The sequence below is a fragment of the Virgibacillus ainsalahensis genome (assembly GCF_055380755.1).
This window is the reverse complement of sequence record NZ_AP043943.1, coordinates 588,139-613,894: the sequence shown is the minus strand read 5'-3', so window position 1 is coordinate 613,894 and position 25,756 is coordinate 588,139. Positions and strand designations below refer to the sequence as shown.

The 25,756-nt window shown below is 45.3% G+C and carries 25 protein-coding genes; all 25 read right to left on the bottom strand.

The window, feature by feature from the left end; all coding sequences use genetic code 11:
• Positions 1-52: 52 nt before the first annotated feature.
• On the bottom strand, positions 53-760 hold the full coding sequence (locus ACZ427_RS02835) for an ABC transporter ATP-binding protein (protein WP_461178206.1): 708 nt from the start codon (positions 758-760) through the stop codon (positions 53-55).
• Positions 753-1,517, bottom strand: a complete 765-nt coding sequence (locus tag ACZ427_RS02830; RefSeq protein WP_461178205.1) for an ABC transporter ATP-binding protein — start codon at positions 1,515-1,517, stop codon at positions 753-755. The genes ACZ427_RS02835 and ACZ427_RS02830 overlap by 8 nt, the downstream gene beginning before the upstream one ends.
• A gap of 5 nt (positions 1,518-1,522) precedes the next feature.
• Complete coding sequence (locus ACZ427_RS02825) at positions 1,523-2,509, bottom strand: branched-chain amino acid ABC transporter permease (RefSeq protein ID WP_461178204.1); 987 nt, start codon at positions 2,507-2,509, stop codon at positions 1,523-1,525.
• A complete protein-coding gene (locus tag ACZ427_RS02820; protein WP_461178203.1) occupies positions 2,510-3,373 on the bottom strand; it encodes a branched-chain amino acid ABC transporter permease in 864 nt (287 codons plus the stop codon).
• 231 nt (positions 3,374-3,604) lie between these two features.
• On the bottom strand, positions 3,605-4,009 hold the full coding sequence (locus tag ACZ427_RS02815) for an acyl-CoA thioesterase (protein ID WP_461178202.1): 405 nt from the start codon (positions 4,007-4,009) through the stop codon (positions 3,605-3,607).
• A gap of 64 nt (positions 4,010-4,073) precedes the next feature.
• Positions 4,074-4,637 (bottom strand): TetR/AcrR family transcriptional regulator, encoded by a 564-nt coding sequence (locus ACZ427_RS02810; protein ID WP_461178201.1) that lies wholly within the window; start codon positions 4,635-4,637, stop codon positions 4,074-4,076.
• A 69-nt stretch (positions 4,638-4,706) separates the two neighbouring features.
• Entirely contained in the window at positions 4,707-5,876 is a 1,170-nt protein-coding gene (locus ACZ427_RS02805) for a thiolase family protein (protein ID WP_461178200.1), read from the bottom strand.
• Between the two features lie 29 nt (positions 5,877-5,905).
• Positions 5,906-6,679, bottom strand: a complete 774-nt coding sequence (locus tag ACZ427_RS02800; RefSeq protein WP_461178199.1) for an SDR family oxidoreductase — start codon at positions 6,677-6,679, stop codon at positions 5,906-5,908.
• Between the two features lie 17 nt (positions 6,680-6,696).
• The gene (locus ACZ427_RS02795) at positions 6,697-7,902 is read right to left on the bottom strand and encodes an acyl-CoA dehydrogenase (protein WP_461178198.1); all 1,206 of its coding nucleotides are present in this window, start codon (positions 7,900-7,902) and stop codon (positions 6,697-6,699) included.
• A gap of 64 nt (positions 7,903-7,966) precedes the next feature.
• The gene (locus tag ACZ427_RS02790; protein ID WP_461178197.1) at positions 7,967-8,371 is read right to left on the bottom strand and encodes a MaoC/PaaZ C-terminal domain-containing protein; all 405 of its coding nucleotides are present in this window, start codon (positions 8,369-8,371) and stop codon (positions 7,967-7,969) included.
• Positions 8,368-8,817 carry a MaoC family dehydratase N-terminal domain-containing protein gene (locus ACZ427_RS02785; protein ID WP_461178196.1) on the bottom strand — a complete coding sequence of 150 codons (450 nt, stop codon included), beginning with the start codon at positions 8,815-8,817 and terminating at the stop codon, positions 8,368-8,370. The genes ACZ427_RS02790 and ACZ427_RS02785 overlap by 4 nt, the downstream gene beginning before the upstream one ends.
• 18 nt (positions 8,818-8,835) lie before the next feature.
• The gene (gene fabG / locus ACZ427_RS02780; protein ID WP_461178195.1) at positions 8,836-9,600 is read right to left on the bottom strand and encodes a 3-oxoacyl-ACP reductase FabG; all 765 of its coding nucleotides are present in this window, start codon (positions 9,598-9,600) and stop codon (positions 8,836-8,838) included.
• Between the two features lie 26 nt (positions 9,601-9,626).
• Positions 9,627-10,802, bottom strand: coding sequence for an acyl-CoA dehydrogenase family protein (locus ACZ427_RS02775; protein WP_461178194.1), 1,176 nt, complete (start codon positions 10,800-10,802; stop codon positions 9,627-9,629).
• Positions 10,803-10,866: 64 nt separating this feature from the next.
• Positions 10,867-12,447, bottom strand: a complete 1,581-nt coding sequence (locus tag ACZ427_RS02770; protein ID WP_461178193.1) for a long-chain-fatty-acid--CoA ligase — start codon at positions 12,445-12,447, stop codon at positions 10,867-10,869.
• Positions 12,448-12,625: 178 nt separating this feature from the next.
• Positions 12,626-13,027, bottom strand: a complete 402-nt coding sequence (locus ACZ427_RS02765) for a PaaI family thioesterase (protein WP_461178192.1) — start codon at positions 13,025-13,027, stop codon at positions 12,626-12,628.
• 34 nt (positions 13,028-13,061) lie between these two features.
• Positions 13,062-14,246 carry a thiolase family protein gene (locus ACZ427_RS02760; protein ID WP_461178191.1) on the bottom strand — a complete coding sequence of 395 codons (1,185 nt, stop codon included), beginning with the start codon at positions 14,244-14,246 and terminating at the stop codon, positions 13,062-13,064.
• Positions 14,247-14,267: 21 nt separating this feature from the next.
• A complete protein-coding gene (locus ACZ427_RS02755) occupies positions 14,268-15,245 on the bottom strand; it encodes an electron transfer flavoprotein subunit alpha/FixB family protein (protein WP_461178190.1) in 978 nt (325 codons plus the stop codon).
• A 34-nt stretch (positions 15,246-15,279) separates the two neighbouring features.
• Positions 15,280-16,053, bottom strand: a complete 774-nt coding sequence (locus ACZ427_RS02750) for an electron transfer flavoprotein subunit beta/FixA family protein (protein WP_461178189.1) — start codon at positions 16,051-16,053, stop codon at positions 15,280-15,282.
• A 40-nt stretch (positions 16,054-16,093) separates the two neighbouring features.
• Entirely contained in the window at positions 16,094-17,737 is a 1,644-nt protein-coding gene (locus ACZ427_RS02745; protein ID WP_461178188.1) for a long-chain-fatty-acid--CoA ligase, read from the bottom strand.
• A gap of 41 nt (positions 17,738-17,778) precedes the next feature.
• Complete coding sequence (locus tag ACZ427_RS02740; protein ID WP_461178187.1) at positions 17,779-18,786, bottom strand: TAXI family TRAP transporter solute-binding subunit; 1,008 nt, start codon at positions 18,784-18,786, stop codon at positions 17,779-17,781.
• A gap of 15 nt (positions 18,787-18,801) precedes the next feature.
• Positions 18,802-20,757, bottom strand: a complete 1,956-nt coding sequence (locus ACZ427_RS02735; RefSeq protein ID WP_461178186.1) for a TRAP transporter permease — start codon at positions 20,755-20,757, stop codon at positions 18,802-18,804.
• A 19-nt stretch (positions 20,758-20,776) separates the two neighbouring features.
• Positions 20,777-21,547 (bottom strand): SDR family oxidoreductase, encoded by a 771-nt coding sequence (locus ACZ427_RS02730; protein WP_461178185.1) that lies wholly within the window; start codon positions 21,545-21,547, stop codon positions 20,777-20,779.
• Positions 21,548-21,555: 8 nt separating this feature from the next.
• Positions 21,556-22,704 carry an acyl-CoA dehydrogenase family protein gene (locus ACZ427_RS02725; protein ID WP_461178184.1) on the bottom strand — a complete coding sequence of 383 codons (1,149 nt, stop codon included), beginning with the start codon at positions 22,702-22,704 and terminating at the stop codon, positions 21,556-21,558.
• Between the two features lie 377 nt (positions 22,705-23,081).
• Positions 23,082-24,026: a ketopantoate reductase family protein gene (locus tag ACZ427_RS02720; RefSeq protein ID WP_461178183.1), complete on the bottom strand. Its 945-nt coding sequence runs from the start codon at positions 24,024-24,026 to the stop codon at positions 23,082-23,084.
• Positions 24,027-24,048: 22 nt separating this feature from the next.
• Positions 24,049-25,719 (bottom strand): sigma-54 interaction domain-containing protein, encoded by a 1,671-nt coding sequence (locus ACZ427_RS02715; RefSeq protein ID WP_461178182.1) that lies wholly within the window; start codon positions 25,717-25,719, stop codon positions 24,049-24,051.
• Positions 25,720-25,756: the final 37 nt, after the last annotated feature.

Genomic DNA, 25,756 nt, shown 5'->3' with positions numbered 1-25,756 from the left:
AGATTTTCCTCCTCGTATTTTGCAAATATTGGCGATTGGTTACCTGATAATTTTATGCACCTACATATGCCTTTCGAACTTTTTCGTTTGCAAACAGATCCTCTGACCTTCCTTCTACTACAATCCTGCCATTTTCGTAGACATAACCCTTATCAGCAATACCAAGAGCGGCATTAGCATTCTGTTCAGCCAAGAGAATGGTCGTTCCCTCCCGATTGATCTGCTGGATGCTCTCGAACATCTGCTCAACAATCAATGGGGCCAGCCCAATGGAAGGCTCATCCAAAAGCATCACATCAGGTTTGGCCATCAATGCTCTGCCAATTGCCAACATTTGCTGCTGCCCACCACTTAAAGATCCGGCAAAGTCCCCCCGCTTTTCGTATAGAATCGGAAACAATTCATAAACTTCTTTTAATGTTGCCTTTATTCCCTTTTTATTTTTCCGATGAACATAGGCGCCCATCATTAGGTTCTGTTCCACACTCATCTGCGGAAACAGCTTCCGGTCTTCGGCGCACTGCACAATCCCCATTCGGACAATTTTATCGGGGGACTTTCCGTTAATTGCGTCTCCCTTGAACAGAATTTTTCCTGATACAGGTTTCACCAAGCCGCTGATAGCCCGAAATGTAGTACTCTTTCCTGCCCCATTTGCCCCCAACAATACAGCGATTTCTTCTTTTTGTAAGGAAATATCTACTTGCTGTACAGCGGAAAAATTCCCATAGTTCACCGTCACATCCTTTAATTCAAGCACTGGCATCCCCTCCCAGATATGCCTTTATAACTTCATCGTTGCTGTTGATTTCTTCAGGTGTGCCTTCCGCAATCTTTTCTCCATAATTAAGAACCATGATTTTATCAGCCATATCCATGATCATCTTCATTTTGTGTTCGATTAAACATACGGTAATCCCTTTTTGGGCCATCTTTTTAATTAGAAAGGAAAGTTCTTCGGTTTCATCTGGATTAACTCCTGCGGTCGGTTCATCCAGGAAGACAACCTCCGGATCCGTCGCAAGCGCAAGAGCAAAGGCAACACGCTTCTTTTCCTCTTGGGATATATTAGCCACCACTCTGTCAGTGAGGTGGGAAAGACCAGTAAATTCCAGTACATTTAAAGCTTTTTCTTTGCATTTCTTTTCTTCGCTTTTCAGTCGTTTTGTCCGGAATATAGCATCGAACAGATTCGACTCCGTCCTCAGACGGTGTCCAACCACTACATTTTCAAACACAGTTGCTTTCTCGAATAGATTAGTAGTCTGGAAGGTCCGGGCCACTCCCAACTCGGCAATTTTATTGGCAGGAAGGTTGGATATATCCCTGCCTTTGAAGTTGACTTTCCCGGAGCTGGGCTGCTGAACGCCAGTTATTGCATTAAAGAAGGTAGATTTACCGGCCCCATTCGGACCAATGATGGCATTCACCTTCCCCCTTTCTATCGAAAAGTCAACGTCATTTACAGCAGTAAGACCACCAAATTTTTTTGTCAGGTTTTTCGTTTCCAAAAACATCCGTCTCACCCCTCCTGTATTTTCTTTTCAGTATAAAGCCTCTTTCGTTCTTGCCTATTTCCGTGCCAGTTACGGAAGAAACCGACAATCCCACTCGGGGAAAAAATAATCAGCAATGTAAGCAATGGGCCGAAAATCAGCATCCGATAATCCTGCAGAAACTGCAAATTCTGCGACAACCAGACAATCAGCAAGGTTCCGATCAAAGGTCCTGATAATGTGCCGATTCCTCCAACAATCATATATGTCAGTAGATCAAAGGTAATTGTCGTGTAGGCAATTTCCGGCCCGATGAATCGGATGAAACTGGCATATAAAGCCCCCGCCAGCCCAGCGAAATAGGTTGACAGTATAAAAGATGCCATCTTATTTTTCATCGGCGAAATCCCCAATGACTCGGCCAGTTGCTCACTATTACGAATGGCGACAAATGACCTGCCTGTTAATGAGTTAACAATACGATAAATTACAAAAATGACCAGCAACAGAACAGCGAAGACAAAATAATATTGGGCCAGCGGCGTGGAAAGCGAGATTGGGCCGAGATTGGCCGGCGCAGGAATACCCATCAATCCTCGTACTCCTTCCGTGAGGCTATCCCATTTATCAATGACCAAATAGATGATATAACCGACACAAAGGGTATAGATGGCAAAGAAATGTTCCTTTGTGCGCAGTGCTACCAATCCAATGAATAAACCGAAAACACTTGTAATGAGAGGAGCAAGGATAAACGCTAACCAAAAGCCCATACCAGCTTTTACTGTTAGCAAGCCAAGTGAATAGGCCCCGATTGCAAAGAACCCGGCATGTGCTAATGATAAGTATCCGGTAAAACCAGCAAGCAGATTCAGACCATATACTGCGATGGTCCAGATGAAGGCCAATGTCAAAATGTGTATATAGTATTGATTCGGGACAAACAAGGGAAAGAGTATGGCAACAACAATCAAGCCAGCCAGCAGGCTCTTTTTATTTAGTAACGTCTGCATCTAAGCGCCTCCCTTTGCAAAAATTCCCTGCGGCTTAATCGACAAAATAGCGATAAGCAGAACGAAAGCAATGATGTCCTTATAGTCACTTGAAATATAAGTTGCACCGATACTTTCACTGAAACCGAGGATATACCCTCCCAAAATGGCACCCGGGATACTTCCCATACCGCCTATGATGATGATTACAAAGGCTTTGAGAATCACGAGATGTCCCATTCCAGGGGATACTAGATTGATTGGTGAAGATAATGAAGCACCTATTGCTGCCAGGGCGCCGGCTATGAAAAACGTCAGTATAGCCACATTATTGGTATTAACCCCCACCAGTGATGCTCCCTCCCGGTTTTGAGCCATTGCTATAATGGTCGACCCGGTAAAGGTCTTCTTCAAAAACAGATAAAGTAGTATCATGACAGCAATGGCGGCAATGACGATGATCATCCGCTGTACCGTAAGGGTAAGTCCCCCAAAAGTCACTACATCGCCGTAGGGCGTGGGCATCTGTCTATAATCCGCCCCCCAAATCAATTGGGCCAATGCTTCCAGAAAAAGAAGGATACCGATGGCAGCCACTTTATGCTGGATTGGTGTAGAGTGGCGCAAAGGATGGAACACCAGCCTTTCCATCAGAACACTTGTAAGGCCGACAACCAGAATTGATATCAGTATTGCCATCCAATAGTTCATACCCAAGTAGACCATCATCGTCAATGTAATATAGCCGCCCAACATATACAGGGCCCCATGGGCAAAATTAGGAATGTGTAAGATCCCATACACAAGCGTAAGCCCTAAGGCTACCAGGCTGTATACACTGCCTACGGTCAGTCCATTAAACAGCTGCTGTAAAAAAACATCCATTCTTTCCTCCCCTTTCATGCAAAAATTAATCAGTCTCCAGGAGCAATTTACTTCAACTTAAACTTTCCCATCCGCCTCTATAATAGCGCTTTCATTTTCTTCCTCCCTATTATAATAACCAGCCTTCAAAATTCTGACTTCGTTATTTTCTTCAGCTTTGTTTCGGAATTATCGATCTCATGTCATGCAGTTAGGGTATCTACCATATTCGATCAAGTAAATTCCGGCTTATTACTGGACAACCAAGTAGTTTTGCAGCCTGCTCCGTACTTCAACCGGAATCTGAATCGTCTTTTGTTCCTCATAGTTATAGCAGACCGTAACGGCCTCGGACTTTGCGACAGTCAAGCCTGTCTCTGGATTGACCAGAATATGGGAAACTGTAAAACTCTTTTCTCCCACTCTCCCCACATCCGTCAGCAGCTTCAGCTCCTGTCCGGCATATGCCTGGGAGACATAATCACAGGAAATGGATGCCAGAATAAAATTAAAGGAACCATCCCTTTCCGGGCATATTTCCCGGAAAAACTTTGTCCGGGCCTCTTCAAAATACAAGAAGTAACTCACATTATTCACATGTCCGGCAGCATCTGTCTCTGCGAAGCGTACATAAATTTCAATTTCATGGGAAGTCATAACATCCCCCCTTCCTCCTACTTACTGGTCAGTATTTATTGATTATCAATTGGTGATAAACCAATTAATTTTTAATTCCATTTAAAAAAATATCCATATAATTCCTGGTAAGTTCCTCCGCTGATAATTCACCATCCGGGTTGAACCAATAAAAACTCCAATTCGTCATGCCCAAGATGCCAAAAGTGAGAATATCTGAACGGAGATCTGACTTGAATTCTCCGTTTTTAATTCCCTTTTCGATCATTTTCTGAAGTTCGATCCTGAATTTCTGCCGTTTCCTGCGAATTTCGTCTGTATGTGTTTCATTCAGGTTCCGCCCTTCCCGATTAAAAATCCTTGCACTCTGCCTTTGTGTGCGGATACTACTGATTACCATAAAAATAATACTGTATAATTTATCCATCGATCCTTTAACTGAGCTGTTCAATACCTGCTCCTGTTTTTCAAGCAATCCTTCAATATAATCAAGGTGAATATCTTTCAAGAGCCCCTGCTTGCTTTTGTAGTAATAATAGAAGCTTCCTTTAGTAACTCCAATATAGTCGACAATATCCTGAACGGATGTTTCGGTGTATCCTTTTTCATCAAATAATTTGATGCTAGCATGCATGATTTTATCCTTCATATGCCATTTTCCTCTCTGCGAAATATAACTCTATCTTACAGCAGATAACCATTGTCGACTACAGCTTCATTAATCTCTTTCGATAATTACCGCAATTCCTTGACCACCGCCGATGCAGGCAGTAATTAACGCATGGCTTCCCCCAAAGCGCTGCAACTCATGTACTGCCTTCGTGATTAGGATAGCACCGGTAGCCCCTAATGGATGGCCATGAGCAATAGCTCCGCCATTCACATTCACCTTCTCCGGGTTCATCTGCAGCTCTCTGTCACAGGCAATCACCTGAGCTGCAAATGCCTCATTAATTTCGATGAGATCCATGTTCTCCAACTTCAGACCGGATCTTTCCATTACTTTTCTGGTAGCGGGAACTGGCCCAATCCCCATAATATTCGGATCCACACCGGCTACAGCGGAGGCCCTTATAGTTGCGAGCGGTGCAAGTCCCAATTGGTTTGCTTTCTCTCTGGACATGACCACAAGAGCAGAAGCTGCATCATTGAGCCCGGAAGAGTTTCCTGCCGACACGCTTCCCCCTTTACGGAAAGCTGGCGGCAGTTTCCCAAGTTTCTCCAGCGTCGTATCCGGACGTGGATGTTCATCTTTTTTAAAGACAAGGGGATCTCCTTTGCGGACAGGAATCGTGATCGGTACAATTTGTTCATCGAACCGTCCTTCCTCCATTGCATTTGCCATCCGCTCCTGGCTCCTTCGTGCAAACTCATCCTGTTCCTCTCTGGAAAGATTGTACTGGTCTACCAGATTCTCCGCGGTTTCTCCCATCGGTGGATCACCTATTTCCTCTGGTGAGAGCTGAGATTTTCTAAACCTCGGCAAAGCCGGACTGTATGCTTTGGAGGGGCGGTCCATCAAATACGGAGCCCGTGACATACTTTCCGTTCCACCGGCAATGAATACATCTCCTTCCCCTGCCCGGATGGCCTGGGCGGCAAGTGCTACTGCACTGATCCCGGAACCACACTGTCTATCAACAGTCAGGCCGGGTAAATTTGTGGACAATCCTGATTGCAGTGCAGTCAGTCTGGCAATATTGCCTCCACCACTCAAAACATTACCGAAAATCACATCATCGATGGTTTCCGGTCGGATCTTTGCCCGTTTGACTGCCTCTTTAATAACTTCAGCCCCGAATATATGGGCAGGTACGGAGGCTAGTGCACCACCCTGCCTGGCAATCGGCGTTCGGACTGCCGATACAATTACTGCATCTCTATTCATCTATTACTCCACCCCACTCCTCGATAATTTTACATTGCATTCGATCCACCATCTACAACAATCGTCTCCCCGGTTATATGATTGGAAGCGGCGGCAGCCAAAAACAAGGCAACTCCTTTTAGGTCGTCTTCCCCACCGAATTTCCGAAGCGGCGTGCCTTCCAAGATTTTATCCCCGCCCTTTTCCATCAATACTTTAGACATCTTGGTTGGAAAGAATCCTGGTGCAATGGCATTCACCTTTATCCCCCGTGGCCCCCATTTGACAGCAAGATCCTTAGTGAAGGTAATCACTGCACCTTTACTGGAATTATATCCGATTGCATCCATGAACTTCGGGTCCGATCCTGTCAATCCCGCTGTCGAAGCAATATTGATGATTTTCCCGGATTTTTGTTCCGTCATCACCCTTCCTGCAGCCTGTGACATGAGGAATGTCCCCGTAACATTGACATTCAGTACTTTCTGGAAGGCTTCGAGCGGCATCTCATCTACCGATGCCCCCCATGAGGTTCCGCTGTTATTGACAAGAATATCAATCTTTCCAAATTTCTCCACTGTTTTATCAACTACGTTTCTCACATCATCCGGATTGGTTACATCACAGGCAAGTGCAAGGGATTCTACCCCTTTCTGACTCAATCCCTCGCTGATTTCCCTGCAGTTCTCTTCTTTTCTGGAACAGACAACCACATTTGCTCCAGCCTCTGCAAATCCTTCCGCAATCTGCTGGCCTAGACCACGCCCTCCTCCGGTAATAATGGCTGTCTTGCCACTCAGATCAAATAGATCCTTCACATGCATTCAAATGTCCCCCAATGTCATTGATATTTTTTCAATTCCTGCCTGGCAATAGCCCGGCGGTGCACTTCATCGGGGCCATCCGCCAATCTTAATGTGCGGATGCTCGCCCAACTGGATGCGAGCGGATAATCATTACTCACACCGGCGGCTCCGAACGCCTGGATAGCATGATCAATAACCTCCAGGGCCATGTTCGGAGCGACCACTTTTATCATGGAAATCTCCGCTTTGGCCTCCTTATTCCCGACAGTATCCATCATATAAGCAGCCTTCAGTGTAAGCAGACGCGCCTGCTCAATATTGATCCGGGCATCTGCTAGCCATTCACGGATGACTCCCTGGTCAGCGAGCTTACTACCAAATGCTTCCCGACCTTGGACGCGCTTGCTTAGCAGTTCCAATGCTCTTTCTGCCGCCCCTATTGTCCGCATACAATGATGAATTCTCCCCGGTCCCAGCCTCCCCTGGGCAATCTCAAACCCTCTTCCTTCCCCGAGAAGCATATTGGAAACTGGTACACGGACATTCTTATATTCAATTTCGGCGTGGCCATGGGGAGCATGATCATAGCCAAATACCGACAAGGGCCTTTTGACTGTCACACCGGGAGTATCGAGCGGAACCAGAATCATAGACTGTTGCTTATGTCTCGGGGCATCAGGGTCATTTTTCCCCATTACAATTGCAATTTCACAGCGTGGGTCGGCCGCACCTGATGACCACCATTTTGTCCCGTTGATAACATACGCATCTCCATCACGGATAATACTTGCCTTAATATTGGTTGCATCGGATGAAGCCACACCCGACTCGGTCATCGAAAAGCAAGAACGTATCTGTCCTTCAAGGAGCGGGCGAAGCCATTCTTTCTTCTGTTCTTCTGACCCATACCGTACCAGTACCTCCATGTTTCCCGTGTCTGGAGCGGCACAATTAAAAACCTCTGGTGCTATTGCGGAACGGCCCATGATTTCACATAACGGGGCATATTCCAGATTAGTGAGACCTGCACCATGTTCACTTTCCGGAAGAAAGAGGTTCCAAAGCCCTTCTTCTTTTGCCTTCTGCTTCAATTCTTCCATGATTGGTGGAACGATTGAAAAGCGGTCTTCCTTATTCAATTGGTCCGTGTAAGCCCGTTCGTTCGGATAGATATAATTTTCCATAAAACGGTGCAGTTTTTCCTGATAACCCTTTACTTTTTCGGAATACTCGAACTCCATGGTTGACACTCCTAGCTTTTATATAATCCATTACCATTTCAGGAAATCACCTGTAGCTGATTCATCAGGCATATGTGGAAAAACGCACTTGCCCTTTGATTACATCCTTACCTTTCTGATTCACCGCTCGCACCCGAAAATCCAGATACGAATCCGTATTGTTTTTCACCTCTGCTTTCAATGTGAGGACATCGTCCAGAAAAACCATTCCGGAAAACCTGATTTGATAGTCTTGAATAAAACCTTCTTCATAATAAGGGGTAAAAAGTTTTCCCAGATTGCCCATCGTCCACATGCCATGTGCAATAATGCCCGGCAATCCTGCCTTTTCAGCTTCCTCATCAATCGTATGAATCGGGTTAAAGTCGCCAGAAGCACCTGAGTACTTAATCAAATCCATCCGGTCCACAGGCTCAAGTGTTATTTCATCCAGTAATTCACCAGAATATAGTTCTGCTAAACTTTTCATACATTCATCGCCTTTCTTACCGTTTCCGTAATAATGGTAATCATTTTTTCTGTGAAAACGACATTTCCCTGAGCATCTTCCCCATACCTTTTGATGGCAAGAAATCCCATCCTTCCATTACTGCCGGACTTCTCATAGTAATCTTCCACCTCGGTATAGCAGTAGATTTCCTCATCGACGAATAACGGCCTTTCATAATGATAGTTTTGCTCCCCATGAATCAGACCTTTTTTTGGCAGACTCAGACCTTCCACTTTCCCGTAATCAAAGACCCGGGGAAATGTCGGTGGCGCAATATTCCTTCTATATCTAGATTTCTGTCCAGTCTTCTCATCTACGTAAATTGGATGCAGATCTCCGATGGACGCTGCAAAACGTTGGACCTGTCCGCGCTCCACTACATTTTTCACCTTTTCAGACTTCCTGCCGATCATATCTCCATACATGAAAACGTCTCCTTTCTATTAATCTCTCGGTCCGCCTGCAACATAAATGACCTGCCCGTTGACAAAAGACGATTTTTCATCCGCAAAGAAGGCCACCGCATTGGCAATATCCTCCGGCTTTCCACTTCTGGCAGCAGGGATCTGACTGACAGCCCCTTTCACGTAATCATCGAATGCCACACCCACCCGGTCAGCTGTTGCCTTGGTCATCTCGGTTTCGATAAATCCTGGCGCTACCGAATTTGCCGTAATACCAAATTTCCCAAGTTCAATGGCTAGTGTTTTAGTAAATCCCTGAAGCCCTGCTTTTGCTGTGGAATAATTGGCCTGTCCCCTGTTTCCAAGTGCAGAGGTGGAAGAAATATTGATGATCCTTCCATACTTTTTCCCAACCATATGTTTCTGGGCAGCCCGAGCGACGTTGAATGACCCTTTCAGATGGACATCCATCACCTGCTGCCAGTCACTGTCGGTCATTTTGAATAACATATTGTCTCGGATAATTCCTGCATTATTGACAAGGATATCGAGTTTTCCGAAGGTCTTTACTATCTCTTCCACAGCCACTTCCATTTCATCTGCCTCTACCACATTTGCTTTTTTTGTCAGTACGGTAACTCCCTGTTCCTTAAAATCTTTTTCAGCTTCTGCAAGTGCTTCTTCATTGATATCCAGAATGGCAATCGTTGCCCCTTCTTCGGCGAACTGCTGTGCAACCCCTTTTCCAATGCCACGACTTCCACCTGTCACCAGTGCCACTCTTCCTTCAAATCTTCCTGCCATGTTTATACCTCCCATAATCATAGAAATTAGATGAATTGACCTACTTTTACATTACCTTTTAGCAGGTTTCGTGCAATAATCATACGCTGAATCTCATCAGTGCCGTCATATATTCTCCACAACCTTGCTTCACGGTACCAGCGCTCAATCGGCAGTTCCCTTGTGTACCCCATACCGCCATGTATCTGCATCACACGGTCGACCACCCTGTTGCCCATATTGGAGCCATATAATTTGGCCATCGATGCAAGATGCCGGTTATCTTCTCCCTGGTCAAGGGTAAATGCTGCGTTTAGCACCATCCATTTTGCGGCCTCTATCTCCACTGCTGAATCCGCAATCTGCCATTGGATTGCCTGTCTGTCACTAATTGGTCTGCCAAATGTCTTCCGTTCCTTGGAATAGTCTATCGCCATTTGTAGCAACCGCTCGGCAGCCCCCACAGCACGCGCTCCAACAATCCACCTTGCAAAGCCGATCCACTCCAGGCCGAGGTTATATCCGCCATGAAGTTCTCCAAGAATGTTTTCTTCCGGCACCCTCACATTATCAAAGACAATTGCAGCAGGCCCCCATTCTCCCATCGTATCGATGTATTCAGATTTCCATCCCATGTCACGGTCAGCAATGAAGCAGGTCACACCTTCTCTTCCTGTCTGCTGATGACGTTCCTTGTCGGTAATAGCGATAACCATCACAAAATCAGCTTCATTACCGCCGGTGATAAATGTTTTCTCCCCGTTGATCACCCATTCATTTCCATCCTGTACTGCCGTGGTCCTAATATTGCGGGTGTCCGACCCTGCATCAGGTTCTGTCATAGCAAAACAGGATTTCTTTTCTCCATTGATAGTAGGAAGCAAATAGTTTTGCTTCTGCTGGTCGTTGCCATAATAAAGGATATTGTCCGCCGAACCGCCAAATGAAAAAGGAACGAATGTCTTGGCTACTTCCATGGAGACAATGGCCTGCATCATTTGTCCAAGATCGGCCCCGCCATATTCACTCGGTGTATTGATTCCCCAGAAACCTGCCTCCTTTGCTTTCTGCCGAAGATTCTCCTGTTTCTCAGCGGATAGGCTTGGCCTGCCCTCCCTTTCATTCCGTAACACTTCATTTTCCAGGGGCATTAGCTCCTTTTCCACAAATTTACGAATCGTTTCCTGGACCATCTTTTGTTCATCCGTTAAGCGTAAATGCATGTGCTTCCCTCCAATTTTAAATAACTTACATACCTACTAGTTAGTATTTTATAAATGCGACTTTTTACGAGTATGTTTTAACCAATGATCTTTTTAATATTTTTCCTACAGCGGTTTTCGGCAGTTCACCGACAATTTCCACAGATTGTGGTACTTTATAGGCTGCTAGTCGCTTGCGGCAATAGTAAATCAGCTCATTGCCATCAAGCTCTTCCCCATCTTTGGGTACTACTACCGCTTTGATTGTCTCTCCCCTGTATTTATCAGGAACACCAATTACTGCAGCCTCCAGGACTTTTGGATGTGTATAAATGACATCCTCTACTTCCACTGGAAAGACATTATAGCCGCTGGCAATAATCATTTCTTTTTTCCGACCGACAATATAGAAAAAACCGTCAGCATCCATTTTTGCCAAATCACCGGTAAACAACCACCCATCCCTTAGTACATTCTCCGTCTCTTCCGGCATGTTCCAGTAGCCTGTCATGATCTGTGGCCCTTGTATCACCAGCTCGCCGATTTCCCCAATTTCCATCTCATCTTCCCCGGTAACGGAATCCACAATCTTTGATTGTGAATTGGGAATGGGGATGCCAATACTGCCGGGCTTCTGAAGCCCCGTGATAGGATTTCGGTGGGTAACCGGTGAAGCTTCAGACAGACCAAATCCTTCAGCTACATTGGTTCCGCTAGTTTCATTGAATTTGTTCAGGATATCGACCGGTAATGGAGCAGAACCGCTGGTACATGCCCGTAGACTGGTTAAATCAAATTTTTTCTCTTTATAATAGTTTAATAAAGCAATAAACATGGTCGGTACACCCGGAAAGATGGTCGGTTTGGTCTTTTCGATGACTTCCACCGTCTGTTCCACGTCAAATTTCGGAACAAGGATCATGTTTCCTCCGATATAGAAGGTCAGGTTCATACAGCTGGTCATCCCGTATACGTGGAACAAGGGAGAAATACTTAGAATCCTTTCCTCTCCAATACGAGTCCGCACCTTAGAGGTTGCGTAACTCTGCAGTGTGTTTGCCACCAGATTATAATGGGACAGCATCGCCCCTTTGGAGCGACCTGTCGTACCGCCCGTATATTGGAGGACTGCAATATCCTCTTTCGGTTCGATAGACACTTCCGGGACAGGATAACCTTGGTCTTTCATATATTCATTAAACTTACAATCGCTTTCAAAAGAAACCGGAATAAGCGCATCCACTCCTGTTTTATCGATCACCTCTTCGACGGCCGGAAGTAATTTATCCAGTGCGATCAGCACTCCGGCTCCAGAATCATTAAGTACATGCAGCAGTTCCGACGACTTATACATGGGATTAACCTGTACGACTGTAGCACCGCAAAGCAGAACAGCGTAATAACTGATTGGATATTGCGGGCAGTTTGGCAACATCAGCGCTACTCTATCCCCTTTCCTGACTCCTAAATTCATCAAGGAGGCTGCCACATTCTTAATCAACTGTTCAAGCTGCCTGTAAGTATAGGATCTGCCATTGAAGGTAATAGCAGTATGATTTGGAAAGTTCTGAACCGACTCACTGAATAACTCCATCAGAGATATTTCCGGAATCTCTATTTCCTTGGGATTTCCTTTGGCAACATGCTTAAGCCATGGTTTTTCCATTCACATTACCTTCCTTTGCATGATTTATTTTTCTGCTTGCATCAACATATTAACCGGTTGGTATTTTAATGTATATTATACCAAAACCCACTAATATTACAATCCCTCTTTTATAATTTTTTGAATGTTATAAAAAGATAATGAAGAGTCTATGGTATCATTAACGCTTCACTTTTATTTAATCCCTTATCAGCTTATACGTGCCTATTCCCTTAGCCAGAATATTACCGGATTCGTCCTTCATCTCTCCCTCTGCCACTACCATTCGGTAGCCTTGTTTCAGAATTTTTCCGGTGGCGAATACCTCGCCTTTGGTTGAGGGAGAAAGATAATTTACATTAAGGCTGATGGTCGTACAGCGGGTTTTGGTTACGGAACGTATAGCCATGCCAAGGATGAGATCAAGCATAGTCGCATGGACACCGCCATGCAAGGATTGATTTACATTAAGCAGTTCATTTCTGACCGGAAGCTTCAGGAGGATATTACCTTCCTCAAACTCCATGATTTCAAAGCCGATATGTGAAAAGAATGGACTGGATTCAAAGCTTTTCCGTACATCCTCCATTAATGTTGTCAAATTATTCTTCACCTCCTGCATTTGTTTCCTAGTTTTAAATTTGTTCAATCATGATAGCCATTCCCTGCCCGCCACCTGCACAAAGTGTCGCAATTCCTGTTTGTTGTTTTCGCTTCGTCAGTTCATGGAGCAAGGTGATGATAATTCTTGCACCACTGGAACCAACCGGGTGTCCCAATGCAATGGCGCCCCCATTTACATTGACTTTTTCCTGATCGAGGGAAAGCTCTCGTATTACTGCAAGTGCCTGTGCGGCAAATGCTTCATTTAGTTCAAATAAATCAATATCTCCAACCTGTCTCGATGTTTTTGCCAATAGACTGTTCACTGCAGAAACCGGTCCTATACCCATAATCTCCGGCGACACCCCTGATGTGGCCCAGTCGATGATTCTTGCCAACGGCTTCAGTCCCAATTTCTTTGCCTTGGATTCCCTCATCACAACCAGTGCAGAAGCACCATCATTCCTTCCACAGGCATTCCCGGCGGTTACTGTGCCATTCTTCTTAAAAGCAGGCTTTAAATTAGACAGTTTTTCCAGGGTGGTCTGTGGGCGTGGATGCTCGTCGTCCTCCAGCAAAAGTGAGCGCTTTTTTTGTTTGACTTCAATTGGCACAATTTCATCTCTGAAGCGCCCTTCATTGATTGCATTATTTGCTCTGCGCTGGCTTTCTATCGCGAAAGCATCCTGGTCTTCTCTTGAGATATCATACTTTTCAGCGACGTTTTCCGCTGTTATGCCCATCCCAAGATCTTTTCCATATATTTCTTTTGGCTGTTGTCCGGCCTCTTTATTGGAGTCGACCATTTCCGGACTATCACCGCCAAACCGCGCGTTTCTTAAATAAATCGGTGACCTGCTCATGCTTTCGGTACCCCCAGCTGTTACAATGTCAGCTTGACCGAAGGCGATCTGCTGAATTCCGGAGGTAACTGCCTGCATGCCTGAAGCACACAGGCGGTTCACTGTATAGGCTGGTGCCGATTCCGGCACACCAGCCCTCAATGCAGCCACCCTCGCGATATTGGAAGATTCCGTCGTCTGCCTCACTTCCCCCATGATTACCTCATCCACCTGGTCCGCAGGCAGGCCGGCCTTGTTCACTGCCTCCTTAATGACAATGGATGCCAGGTTTCCGGAGCTGACATCTTTCAGAGAACCCCCATATGTTCCAATTGGCGTTCTAACGGCACTGACTATTACATAGCTATCTTTCATTTTCATCCCCCCTTTTTTTGATTAGACACCGACCTTCAGCTGCTTCAATTCTTCTGTCAGTTTTGGTACCACTTCAAAAAGATCCCCAACAATACCATAATCAGCTACATTGAAAATGTTCGCCTCAGGATCCTTATTGATGGCGACGATCACCTTGGAACTGGACATTCCAGCGAGATGCTGGATAGCTCCGGAGATACCTACAGCGATATACAGATCTGGTGTCACCACTTTTCCTGTCTGACCGATCTGCAGCGCATAATCACAATACTCGGCATCACAAGCCCCACGGGAAGCACCGACTGCTCCGCCTACTACCTCTGCAAGCTCATACAATGGTTTAAATCCTTCTTCACTTTTCACTCCACGCCCGCCGGCAATAATGACATTGGCTTCCGAAAGATCAACACCTTCGGATGCTTTTCGAATAACATCCTTGATAATGGTACGGATGCCTGTGACATCCACGTCCATGTCTATCACTTCTCCACTACGAGATTCATCCCTCTCTAAAGGCTTAATATTATTCGGACGAATGGTGACAAACGTTACTCCTTCGGCAATAACCTTCTTTTCAAAGGCCTTTCCCGAATAAATCGGCCGGATTAAAGCAGTCTCACCTTCTTCGCTTGAGATATCCACGACATCAGATACGAGACCGCTATCCAATTTTGCTGCCAATTTTGGCGTCAGATCTTTCCCGATGGATGTATGTCCCATCACAATCCCATCCGGTGATTCGTCCTCGATCACCGCAAATGCTGCCTGTCCATACCCTTCAGATGTGTAATCTTCCAGTTTTTCATGCTGGACAGTAATTGCACGATCTGCCCCATAACGAATGATTTCCTCTCCTTGTTCCTTGAGACTTTCGGTTCCCAAAATAACTCCGACTACTTCTGCATCCGCATCAATTTTTTTCGCTGCTGCCACCGCCTCGAAGGTAACATTCCGTAATTCCCCATTTTTACTTTCACCGATAACCAATAATTTCGTCATATATTTTTTCTCCCTCCAAGTTTGATATTATTGCTTATAGTACTTTCTTTTCTTCTTTTAACAAGGTAACAAGCTCTTTCACCTGATCATCGACTTCCCCTTCCAGTACCTTGCCTGCTTCTTTTTCCGGGGGCAGGAAAATATCGATGGTTTTTGTCTTTGGTTCCAGTTCATCTTCATCAAGGTCGAGTTCATCAATTTCCAATTCCTCCAGCGGCTTTTTCTTCGCTTTCATGATACCCGGCAGGGACGGATAGCGAGGTTCGTTCAGCCCCTGTTGGCAGGTTACAAGCAATGGAAGCGCACTCTCGACTACTTCTACATCCCCTTCCACATCCTTCTCGATGGTTGCCGTGTCCCCATCAATTTTCAGGCTGGTGATCGTTGTTACGTATGGAATATCCATAGCTTCCGCCAGCCTTGGTCCAACCTGGCCGCTTGCTTCATCAATGGCCACGTTTCCAGCCAGAATCAGATTTGCCTCCTTATCTTTAAAGAAAGCGTCCATAATCTTTGCCGTGGTGAACTGGTCCCCATCTTCCAAATCTTCCTCTGTATTGATCAGCACCGCTTTATCAGCCCCCATGGCAAGGGCGGTGCGCAATTGCTTCTCCGACTCTTCATCCCCGACGGTAACCACGGTCACTTCGCCGCCGTGTTCTTCCCGCTGAATGATGGCTTCTTCCACGGCATATTCATCGTAGGGATTGATAATAAACTCAGCCCCATCCTCCTCAATCACTCCATTGGAAACATTAATCTTCTCCTCGGTATCAAAGGTCTTTTTTAATAAAACGTAGATATTCATACTCCAGCTCCTCTTCATTAAGTATATGGACCGTTTACATCTAACTTCGCCTTTTTCCATTTTTCCACAACATGCTGTCCAGGTTTATCCTTTCCTTCTCATCCTCCACCAGCTTACGCTTCAATATTTTCCCAACCGTGTTCCTCGGCAATGCATCGATTACTTCAAACTGCTTAGGTACTTTATAGGGTGTAAGACTCCGGTAACAGAAGCCCTTCAGCTCTTCAAAGTCAATAGTAACTCCTTGTTTGGTGACAATGTATGCCTTAATGATCTCTCCTTTCTCCGGGTCGGGAATCCCAGCAACTGCACATTCTTGAATGTCCGGATGTTCATAAAGGACATTCTCCACTTCTTGAGGATAGACATTGAAACCGCCATTGATGATCATTTCCTTCTTCCTGCCGACGATGAAGAAATAGCCGTCCACATCCTGAATAGCCAAATCACCTGTATATAACCAGCCATCTCTCAGGCTCTTTTGCGTCTCTTCTTCATTGCTCCAATACCCCTTCATGACTTGTGGACCCTTTATAACCAACTCGCCCACGGAATGTACTGGCAGTTCCTTATTGTCTTCATCCACCACTTTACTGTCTGTTCCCGGTAGCGGAATGCCGATGCTTCCCACCTTCCTGACTCCCTTTGGGGGATTGCGGTGTGTGGATGGTGAAGCTTCCGACAAACCAAAACCTTCCCCGATAACTGCACCGGTAATATTTTCAAACGTTCGCATGACTTCCATTGGCAGTGGTGCCGATCCGCTCGAACAGAACTTTAGACAGTCAAGACCATATTCACCGACCCGCTTATGGTTGATGAACGCATTGTACATACGTGGCACACCAGGAAAGAAGGTTGGTTGGTATTCTTTGATTTGTTCAAGGACATCATCCACTTCAAATTTTTTGATTAGCAGATTGGTTGCACCAATATAGATTCCCAAATTCATACCGCTCGTCATGGCGTACACATGATAGAGGGGAGTCGCAGTCAGCACAGTCTCCTTTCCAAATTCCATGTCTTCTCCATACATGGCATAACTTTGAACAACATTTGCAACCAGATTATAATGGGTCAGCATCGCCCCTTTCAATACTCCAGAGGTTCCTCCGGTGTACTGGATGACAGCAATATCCGCTTCTGGGTTGACCGGTATTTCTTTCTCCAATGGTTCGGACTGTTCAATCAGTGATGTAAGGGATATCTCCTCATGGTCCGGAGAGCCTGCAATAAAACTGTGTTTAAATTCATACAATCCTTCCAGCTGCCTCACTGTTTCAGCCGCAGCCTCTTCCACAGTGATGGCAGCCATTTCCGCGTCATTGGCAATCTGCAGCAATTCTCTTGCTGTATGACGGGGGTTTATTTGGACTACCACCAGTCCCAGTTTCATGGCTGCGTAATAAGCGATGATATACCTTGGTTCATTGGATACCATCAAGCCAATCCGCTCTCCCTTCTTTAAACCGAGTTTGTTCCATGCACCCGCAAGGCGATCTACTTTTCCCTTCATTTCCTCATAGGTGAATTTTTCCTTATCCTGAATGACAGCAAGTCGATCCGGGTAACGTTCAGCTGCTTTCTTCAATAGAGAATAAACGGATACCTTGGGAATATGAAGTTCTTTTTTAATTGCGTTCGGATAAGACTGATACCATACACGTTGTTCCAGATTCTGCAAAAGATTCTCAACCTCCCCCTATAATTTGATATTTCCTTCACCTATTCCATCACTCCCTCTTCTTCATAATATTTTCTGGCTCCTGGATGAAGTTCTTCTAAGTCAATTCCATTTAAAGCTGTATCCAAAGTGAAATCCTTCGCACGTTCCGGAACCTGTTCTTCAAAAGAGACTTGATTTTCCCAGAACATCTTGGTCAAATGATAAACATATTCCTCTTCCAAGTCGGATCTTACGGTAATCATGGTTTCCATGACATAAGTCGGCACACCTTCTTCTATCCCTTCATAGGTTCCGCCCGGCAGTGTTCCGGCAGTGATGCCGATACCTTTCTCCTCAATGCTTTCCAATTTCTCCTCATCTATCGGAATCACCTTGATTGGGCTGGTCACCTCTATTTCCTGCAAAGCCGGTATGAACGGTGCTCCCCCACCGAGGAAAACATCGATATTGCCGTCCTTCATCATGGATGCTCCATCAGAGTAATTTCCATAGGATACCTTTCCACCCGCTTCTTCGATGGTTTGTTCATCAATCCCATATTCCCCCATCATTTTCCAAAACGCCACCGGGCCTCCTCCTCCTTTTGGTCCAAGGAAGATGTGTTTATCAACAATATCCTCAATCGTATTGATATCGTCATTATCTGCAGTAGTAGCTATCGTTTGATATACCGGATAAATGGCAGAGATTGCTGAAATATCTTCAATTGGTTCGTCAAACCCGGCTCCCCCTTCAAGCGCAGCAATGAAATCCGGCGTATAATTCAGTCCCATCTGAATGTCACCCACCTGTAGAGACTTCAGATTTGCAGTTGATCCTCCCTCCAGCTGAGTGGCATTCAGTCCATTAAATCCCTCGGAATAGACTTCCGTCATCGTTGTAGTGATTGGATACCAGCCGGAACCCATTGGCCCTGATCCAATCTGCAAAAATTTATCCGGTGCCGAGGGCTTATCACTAGATTCCGCTGATTGTTCTCCGCCGCATGCCGTCAATAAAACGACAATCAACAGGGCAGCTGCGGCAGTTATAAATTTCTTCGACATATTTTCACCTTCCATTTAACCGATTATTTTTTCCGCTTCTTCCATACTGGTCTTCCTAAGTCTCCATTGCCATATCACTAATCCAAGTGCCAATACCAGACCGATCAAATCTCCATAAAATCCCGGCATTACAAGGAATATTGCTATAAAAAAACTAAGGCTTCTTTTGAACGCCCCCAATTCACCAAAGAGATAATTCTCCAAGGCGGCGGCAATAAAGACACAGCTGATGAATGCGCTTCCAATTGCGATAACAATTTCTGCCGTGCTTCCTCCCTGCATAAGCAGAATAGGATTATAAGCAAATATGAACGGGACAAAGAAACCACCAAGGCCGATTTTCATCGCATACAGAGCCGTCTTGAACGGGTCTGCACCAGCTATTCCTGCCGTTGTATATGCCGTAATGGCAACAGGTGGGGTAAGTCCGGACAGTACACCAAAATATAAAACAAACATATGTGCAGCCACTACATTCACGCCGAGTTCAATCAGAGCCGGTGCTCCCAGTACCGCCAAAATCACATAGGCAGATACAGTCGGCATTCCCATTCCCATAATGATTGATGCAACGGCTACTAGGACAAGCAGTAATAGAAGATTCTGTCCTGCAACATCAATGACGAATCTGGAAAATGTAATCCCTAGTCCTGTCAACGACACGGAGCCGACAATTATACCTGCAGTCGCACAGGCTGCAATTACTGTCAGTGCACTTCTCGCACCGCTTTCCAGGGCAGCAAGGATATCCAGGATATTCATCCTTGTTGCGCTGCGGACCCAGCTCAATATGATGGTAGTGATAACGGCATAGAAACCCGCCTTCATTGGACTGAAACCATAGATCATCAGCCCGATGATAATGAGGATTGGCAAGAACAAATATCCCTGCTTCAGCAGCACCATTTTAAAGTCAGGGAGCTGCTCCTTTGGAATACCAGCCATTTTCATGCGCTTGGCATGAAAATAGACGACCATTCCTGCAATGAAGAAGTAGATAACAGCAGGTATCAACGCAAATAATGCCAACTGTATGTACGGAATGCCGATGGTCTCCGCCATAATAAATACAGAGGCTCCCATAATCGGTGGCATAATCTGTCCCCCTTGTGAGGCGACCGCCTCCACTGCCGCAGAAAATCTCTTGTTGTAACCAAGCTTCTTCATCAGGGGGATAGTAAAAGATCCCGTAATAGCAGCGTTGGCAGCCCCATTCCCTGTGATTGTTGCTACAAGGGCACTAGAACCAACAGATGAAAGCGCCGGCCCTCCCGTTTTATTTCCAAGTAGGCCAAATGCGGCATCCGTAAAAAACTGCCCTCCCCCTGACTTCATTAGAAAGGAGCCGAAAATAACAAACAAGATAAGTACGGTGGAACTCACATAGATTGGTTCACTGAAGATTCCCAATGTCCCGCTAAACATGTGATCCACCATCTTCTCATAACGGATTCCAGGATGGGCAAGTGCACCGGGAAAGTACTGGCCGAACATGGTATAGACTAAAAAGAAGATACCAATGGCCGCCATCAAAATCCCGTTCGTTCTTCTGGTGGCTTCCAGTACAAGAGCGATAAACATCGTACCAAATAGCACGTCTGTACCACTGATGTCCCCCTGCCTGCTTTGGATCACCTCCGCTTGTCCAATCATGTATCCAGCTGTAACTATCGTCAGTAAAACAACCAGAATATCGATGAGTCCAAAGTTTTTCCCTTTTCGGAATGGAAACAACAAAAAGATCAATAATATCGCCCATAAAACATGGATACTCCGCTGCTCCCAGGATGGCAATGTACCAAAACCGGCCGTATATATATGGAAAACAGACAACCCTACAGCCAATAGGGAAATCAACAGAACAATCAACCTGGAGCCATTCCATTTGAGCTTTCTGTTTTTCCAAATCTCTTCCACATAGGAGGGTTTTTCCTCGATGGTGGTGTCAATTTTTTCTGCGTTTGTTGTCATGTCATTTCACCTCCATTTGCTATAACGTGCTGCCGCCGTCTACGCTCAGAATCTGACCTGTTATGAAGTCACTTGCTTCCGACGCCAACAGAAGGGCAGCTCCTTTGATAGCGTTATCGTCTCCTATCCTGTTCAGGGGATTCTTATCTTTTATGCTACCACCGTTTCTCTCCAGAACGGCTTTCGTCATCTTGGTCGGGAAGAATCCAGGCGCAATGGCATTGACATAAATACCATACTGTGCCCATTTTCTGGCCAGGTCTCTTGTAAAGTGCACAACAGCTGCCTTACTTGTACTGTAGCCAATTGCATTCAGCACTTCCGGAGGTTCTGCTTTTAAACCAGCAGCAGATGCAATGTTGATGATTTTTCCTGATTTTTGCTCCATCATTGTTCTTCCTACAGCCTGGGACATAAGGAATGTTCCGGTTACATTGATTTTCATTACTTTTTCCCATGCTTCCAACGGCATATCCTCAACATTTGCCCCCCAAGTGGTGCCGCTATTGTTCACCAGAATATCAATCTTCCCAAAATCCTCGATGACATTTTGGACGATACGTTGGACATCTTCTTCATTGGCCAGATCGCATGGATAGGCTTTTGCTTCTATTCCATTAGCGGACAACTCTGCAGCAGCAGAATTACATGCTTCCAACTTCCTCGAGCAAACAGCAATCGAACAACCTGCATCAGCTAAGGCTTGAGCAATCTGAAAGCCGATACCCCTGCCGCCCCCTGTAACAAGGGCAACTTTTCCTTTCAGTTGGAACAAATCAAATGTATTCATGTTACACCTCAATTTTCCTCTAGAATTTTTCTTGCAACAATCAGGCGCTGTATCTCATTGGTTCCTTCATAGATTTTGGTAATCCGTGCATCGCGATAGAAACGCTCCACTGGGTATTCTCCGATATAGCCGATACCTCCATGGATCTGCAATGCTTTGTCGGCAACCTTATTGAATACTTCTGAAGCATACAGTTTTGCCATTGCTGCCTCTTTGATCACTTTTTTTCCTTCATCAATCATCTCAGCCGCTTTCATCGTCAGTGTACGGGCCGCTTCCGTTTCAGTAGCCATATCTGCAAGCATCCATTGAATGGCCTGGTTTTCGGAAATCGGCTTACCAAACTGGATCCTTTCCTTCGCATAAGAAGCGGATAGTTCAATCAGTTTGTCACAGGATCCTACCGCCCGTGAAGCTAACCCGACCCTTCCTTCTCCCAGTATCTTTAATGCGTTCATATAGCCCATGCCCACTTCACCTATCACATTCTCCTCTGGCACCACACAATCTTCGAAAATCAGTTGAGCGGTATAGGAACCGCGCAGCCCCATTTTCTTGTCTTTCTTTCCAATGATCAGTCCCGGAAAATTACGTTCTACAAGAAAAGCTGTAATGCCACCTTTTGCTCCTTTATCCTTATCAGTCAAGGCAAAAACGGTGAACACATCAGCCACCGGGGCGTTGGTAATGAAGTGTTTCGTACCATTCAATATCCAGCTGTCCCCTCTTTTCTCCGCCTGTGTGGCCAGGTTGGTTGCGTCAGATCCGGCACCTGGTTCGGAAAGTGCAAAAGCACCTATCCTGCTGCCCACGGCCATATCTGGAAGGTATTTCTGTTTGAGAGAATCGGATGCCAGTTTGACAAGGCCGGTACTGCCAATGCCTGTATGGGCGCTTATCAAGGAGACAAAACCATTGTGTGTCCTGCCCAGCTGCTCCAGTACGACGGTTTTACCAACTGCATTCAAACCGATTCCGCCGTATTCTTCCGGAATGCTGATCCCAAATAGACCCAGCTCTTTTGCCTTTACTACCAGATGCGGTGGAATTGTATCTTCATCCTCGATTTGCTGGGCATATGGTTCCACCTCTTTGTCCGCAAAGTTTTTTATTAAGTTTTTCATTTGTTGTAATTCATCGGTAACCGCCACGGTCATAAAAATTTCCTCCCTACTAACTTGTATTCACTTATTACATTGCAAATATTGTGCCAACTATTCTTTTAAAAGGTTCGCTTTTTAGTAAACGCTTTCATCATATGGCTTAAAAAAATATTTCCTCGGTTCCAATTGGTTTGGTTTAATTTGTTAAAAATTCATAATTGAATTAATAATATAAGGAATGGACATTCTATCGATTCAAAAATGAATGAAATAATTCGTTTTTGAATCATTAAAAAATTGGCTTATCATCAAGCTTTTATGACAATAAAGCCTAGCCCGAACGAACGAACGAACGCACGCAATAAGAAGGTTTTCTCTTTAAAAAGAAAAAACTTACAGGAATAAAACACTGTAAGTTTTTTTAATACCAGCTATTTTATTTTGTCATCAACCGACTGCTTTACCAGATTTCTATCATTTATAAAAATAAGCAAATGATAGATTGTCTCCAGTGCCGGCACAGGTACTCCCAATTCCCTCGCTTTTTTGACGACGTAGCCGCACATGGACTCTACTTCCATCTGTTTCCCCTGCAGACGATCCTGAAGCATGGAAGTCCGGTGCTCCCTGGCCAGCGCTGCATTCGAAAAAATGGTGGAAAAAGCCTGGTCCCTATCCATCTCTATACCGGCAGCAACAGCAGTAGCTAGCGCCTCCCTGCATATGGACTCCGCGGAATGCCTCAGCTCGTGGGAATCCAATACTTCTCCAACCCTTGCTTCTGCTGCCGCCGATAAAGGGTTGAACGTAATATTCCACAGGAGCTTCCGCCATTTCTTCTCCAGAATGTTTCCGGTATAGCTGGTATCTATCCCGGATGAAAAAAGTAGGTTGGCCATACTTTCCGCCTTTTTCTCCGTCCTGGAGTCCAATGCGCCCATCACCAATTTAACTCTTCCCTGTTGGCGTACCAGTCCGGGAGAATCCATGAACGCCTGTACATAGGTAGCAGCAGACAACACCCTTTCAGATCCAAATATTTCCTGGAGCACTTCCTCATTATCCACTCCATTCTGCAGCGTCAACACGTGCGCCTCTTCTCTCAAAACAGAATGTAGCTGTCTGCCCATTTGTCCGGTATCATTGGATTTCACACAAAATAATACAAGATCTGATGCTGCCAGTTCCAGTGGGTCCCCCGTAAACTTCCCCTCAATATGTAAGTCTTCTTTTTCTCCCTTGATGAAAAGCCCTTGCTCCTGCAATGTTTCCAGATTTCTTCCCCTTGCAAGAAATGTTACGTCATGTCCACCTTGACGCAGGAGACCGCCAAAAAAACTGCCGACAGCACCTGCTCCTGCTACCCCAATTTTCATGAATCCCTCTCTCCTTCTTCGATTAGTGATGGAAATTTATTTTGTATTTTTTCATCTTCCTTACAATGGTAGGCTGGCTGGTTTTCAATGCACGTGCTACTTCGTACGTGTTTTGATATTTCTCCACGGCAATGGCAATCATTTCACTTTCCGCTGATTCGGCAGCTTCCTTTAAAGACTTAATTTCTTTTTCTTTCCTGCCTTTTTCTTGGTGATATTCTGAAGGGAGACTATCCATATGGAGGGTATCGTCGTCGGCCATTACTGCCAATCTTTCGATAAGATTGGCCAGCTCACGGATATTGCCAGGCCATCTATAAGAAAGAAAGAACTCCTTCAAATCCTTATCGAACGCTTTGTCCAGCTGATATTTACAATTTACCTGATTAAGGAACAATCGAATCAATGGCAGGATATCATCCTTCCTTTCCCTGAGAGGGGGTATACGAATAGGTATGACATTCAACCTGTAATATAGATCCTCCCGGAAGTCACCAGCAGCTACCATCTCCTGCAAACTCCTGTTGGTCGCTGCGATAATCCTCACATCGACACGCTTTGTCTGTATGCCACCAATCCGTTGAATCTCCCCTTCTTGGATTACCCGCAGCAGCTTCACCTGCAGGTTTAATGGTAATTCTCCGATTTCATCCATGAACAGGATTCCTTTGTCGGCAACTTCAAACATCCCTGGTTTTCCATTACGGCTTGCACCGGTAAATGCTCCTCCTTCATAACCGAATAATTCGGATTCCAGTAATTCCGGCGGGATGGCACCACAGTTGATTTTTAGGAATTCTCCCTCCTTGGAGCGGGCACCTTCCTCATAGATATATTTTGCCAACACATCCTTACCCACCCCGGTTTCTCCAAGAATAAGAACGGTGGCGTCAATGTTGGCAATCCTATCCGCCATTTCATAAATTCTTTTCATTGTTAAACTTTGTGCAACAATCCCCTCATGCTGTTTATTCTTCAACTGGGACAATTCTTCTTTATATCTGTCGTTCAGCTGGTTCAACTTGGACAGTTTCTCCTGCAATTCATTGAGGTCCGAGAGATCTCTAATATTGGTGACAATTTTTTCTATCTTTTTTTCATCATTGAACACCGGTGTACCTGTTAGTAAGGTTTCTTTTCCGGCATAGTTTTTCTGAACATAGGAAACCGTTCGCCCCATCTCTATTACTTTCCTGGAAACGGAATTCTTCAAGATTCCCCTTTCCACAAGTTCATCGACATTTTTACCGATGTAATATTCTTTCGGAATGGCCGTAATTCTTTCGATCGCCGAGTTGGTCTTCCAGGTCACTCCCTTATCATCGGTGATATAAATACCGTCATAGGAGTTTTCAATAACCGCATCCAATTCCCTGTTCAGATTACGAAGCTCCTTGTTCTGCTTTTGCAGAAGGGAGAATTCCTCCGTTTCCGTTCCAATTAGAAACCGATATCCCTGTTCTTGCCAAATGCTTTCCATAAGAATAAAGTCCCTGTCTTCATATACCGCTTCTATGAGCTTGGACCCGTCGCCTTTCTTCCAGGTGGAAAACACTTCAGTAACAGAAATACCCGGATGGAGTGTTCCACCGATTAGTTCTTCCAGGTTGTAATTATATTCAATTATTCTGCTTCTCCCATCCAGAACAAGTACCGGAAAGGGAACCGTGTCCAAAGAATGTGTGTCTATCATCGCAATCCCCCCAGTTTTTTGAACTTGCCGCTCCCTT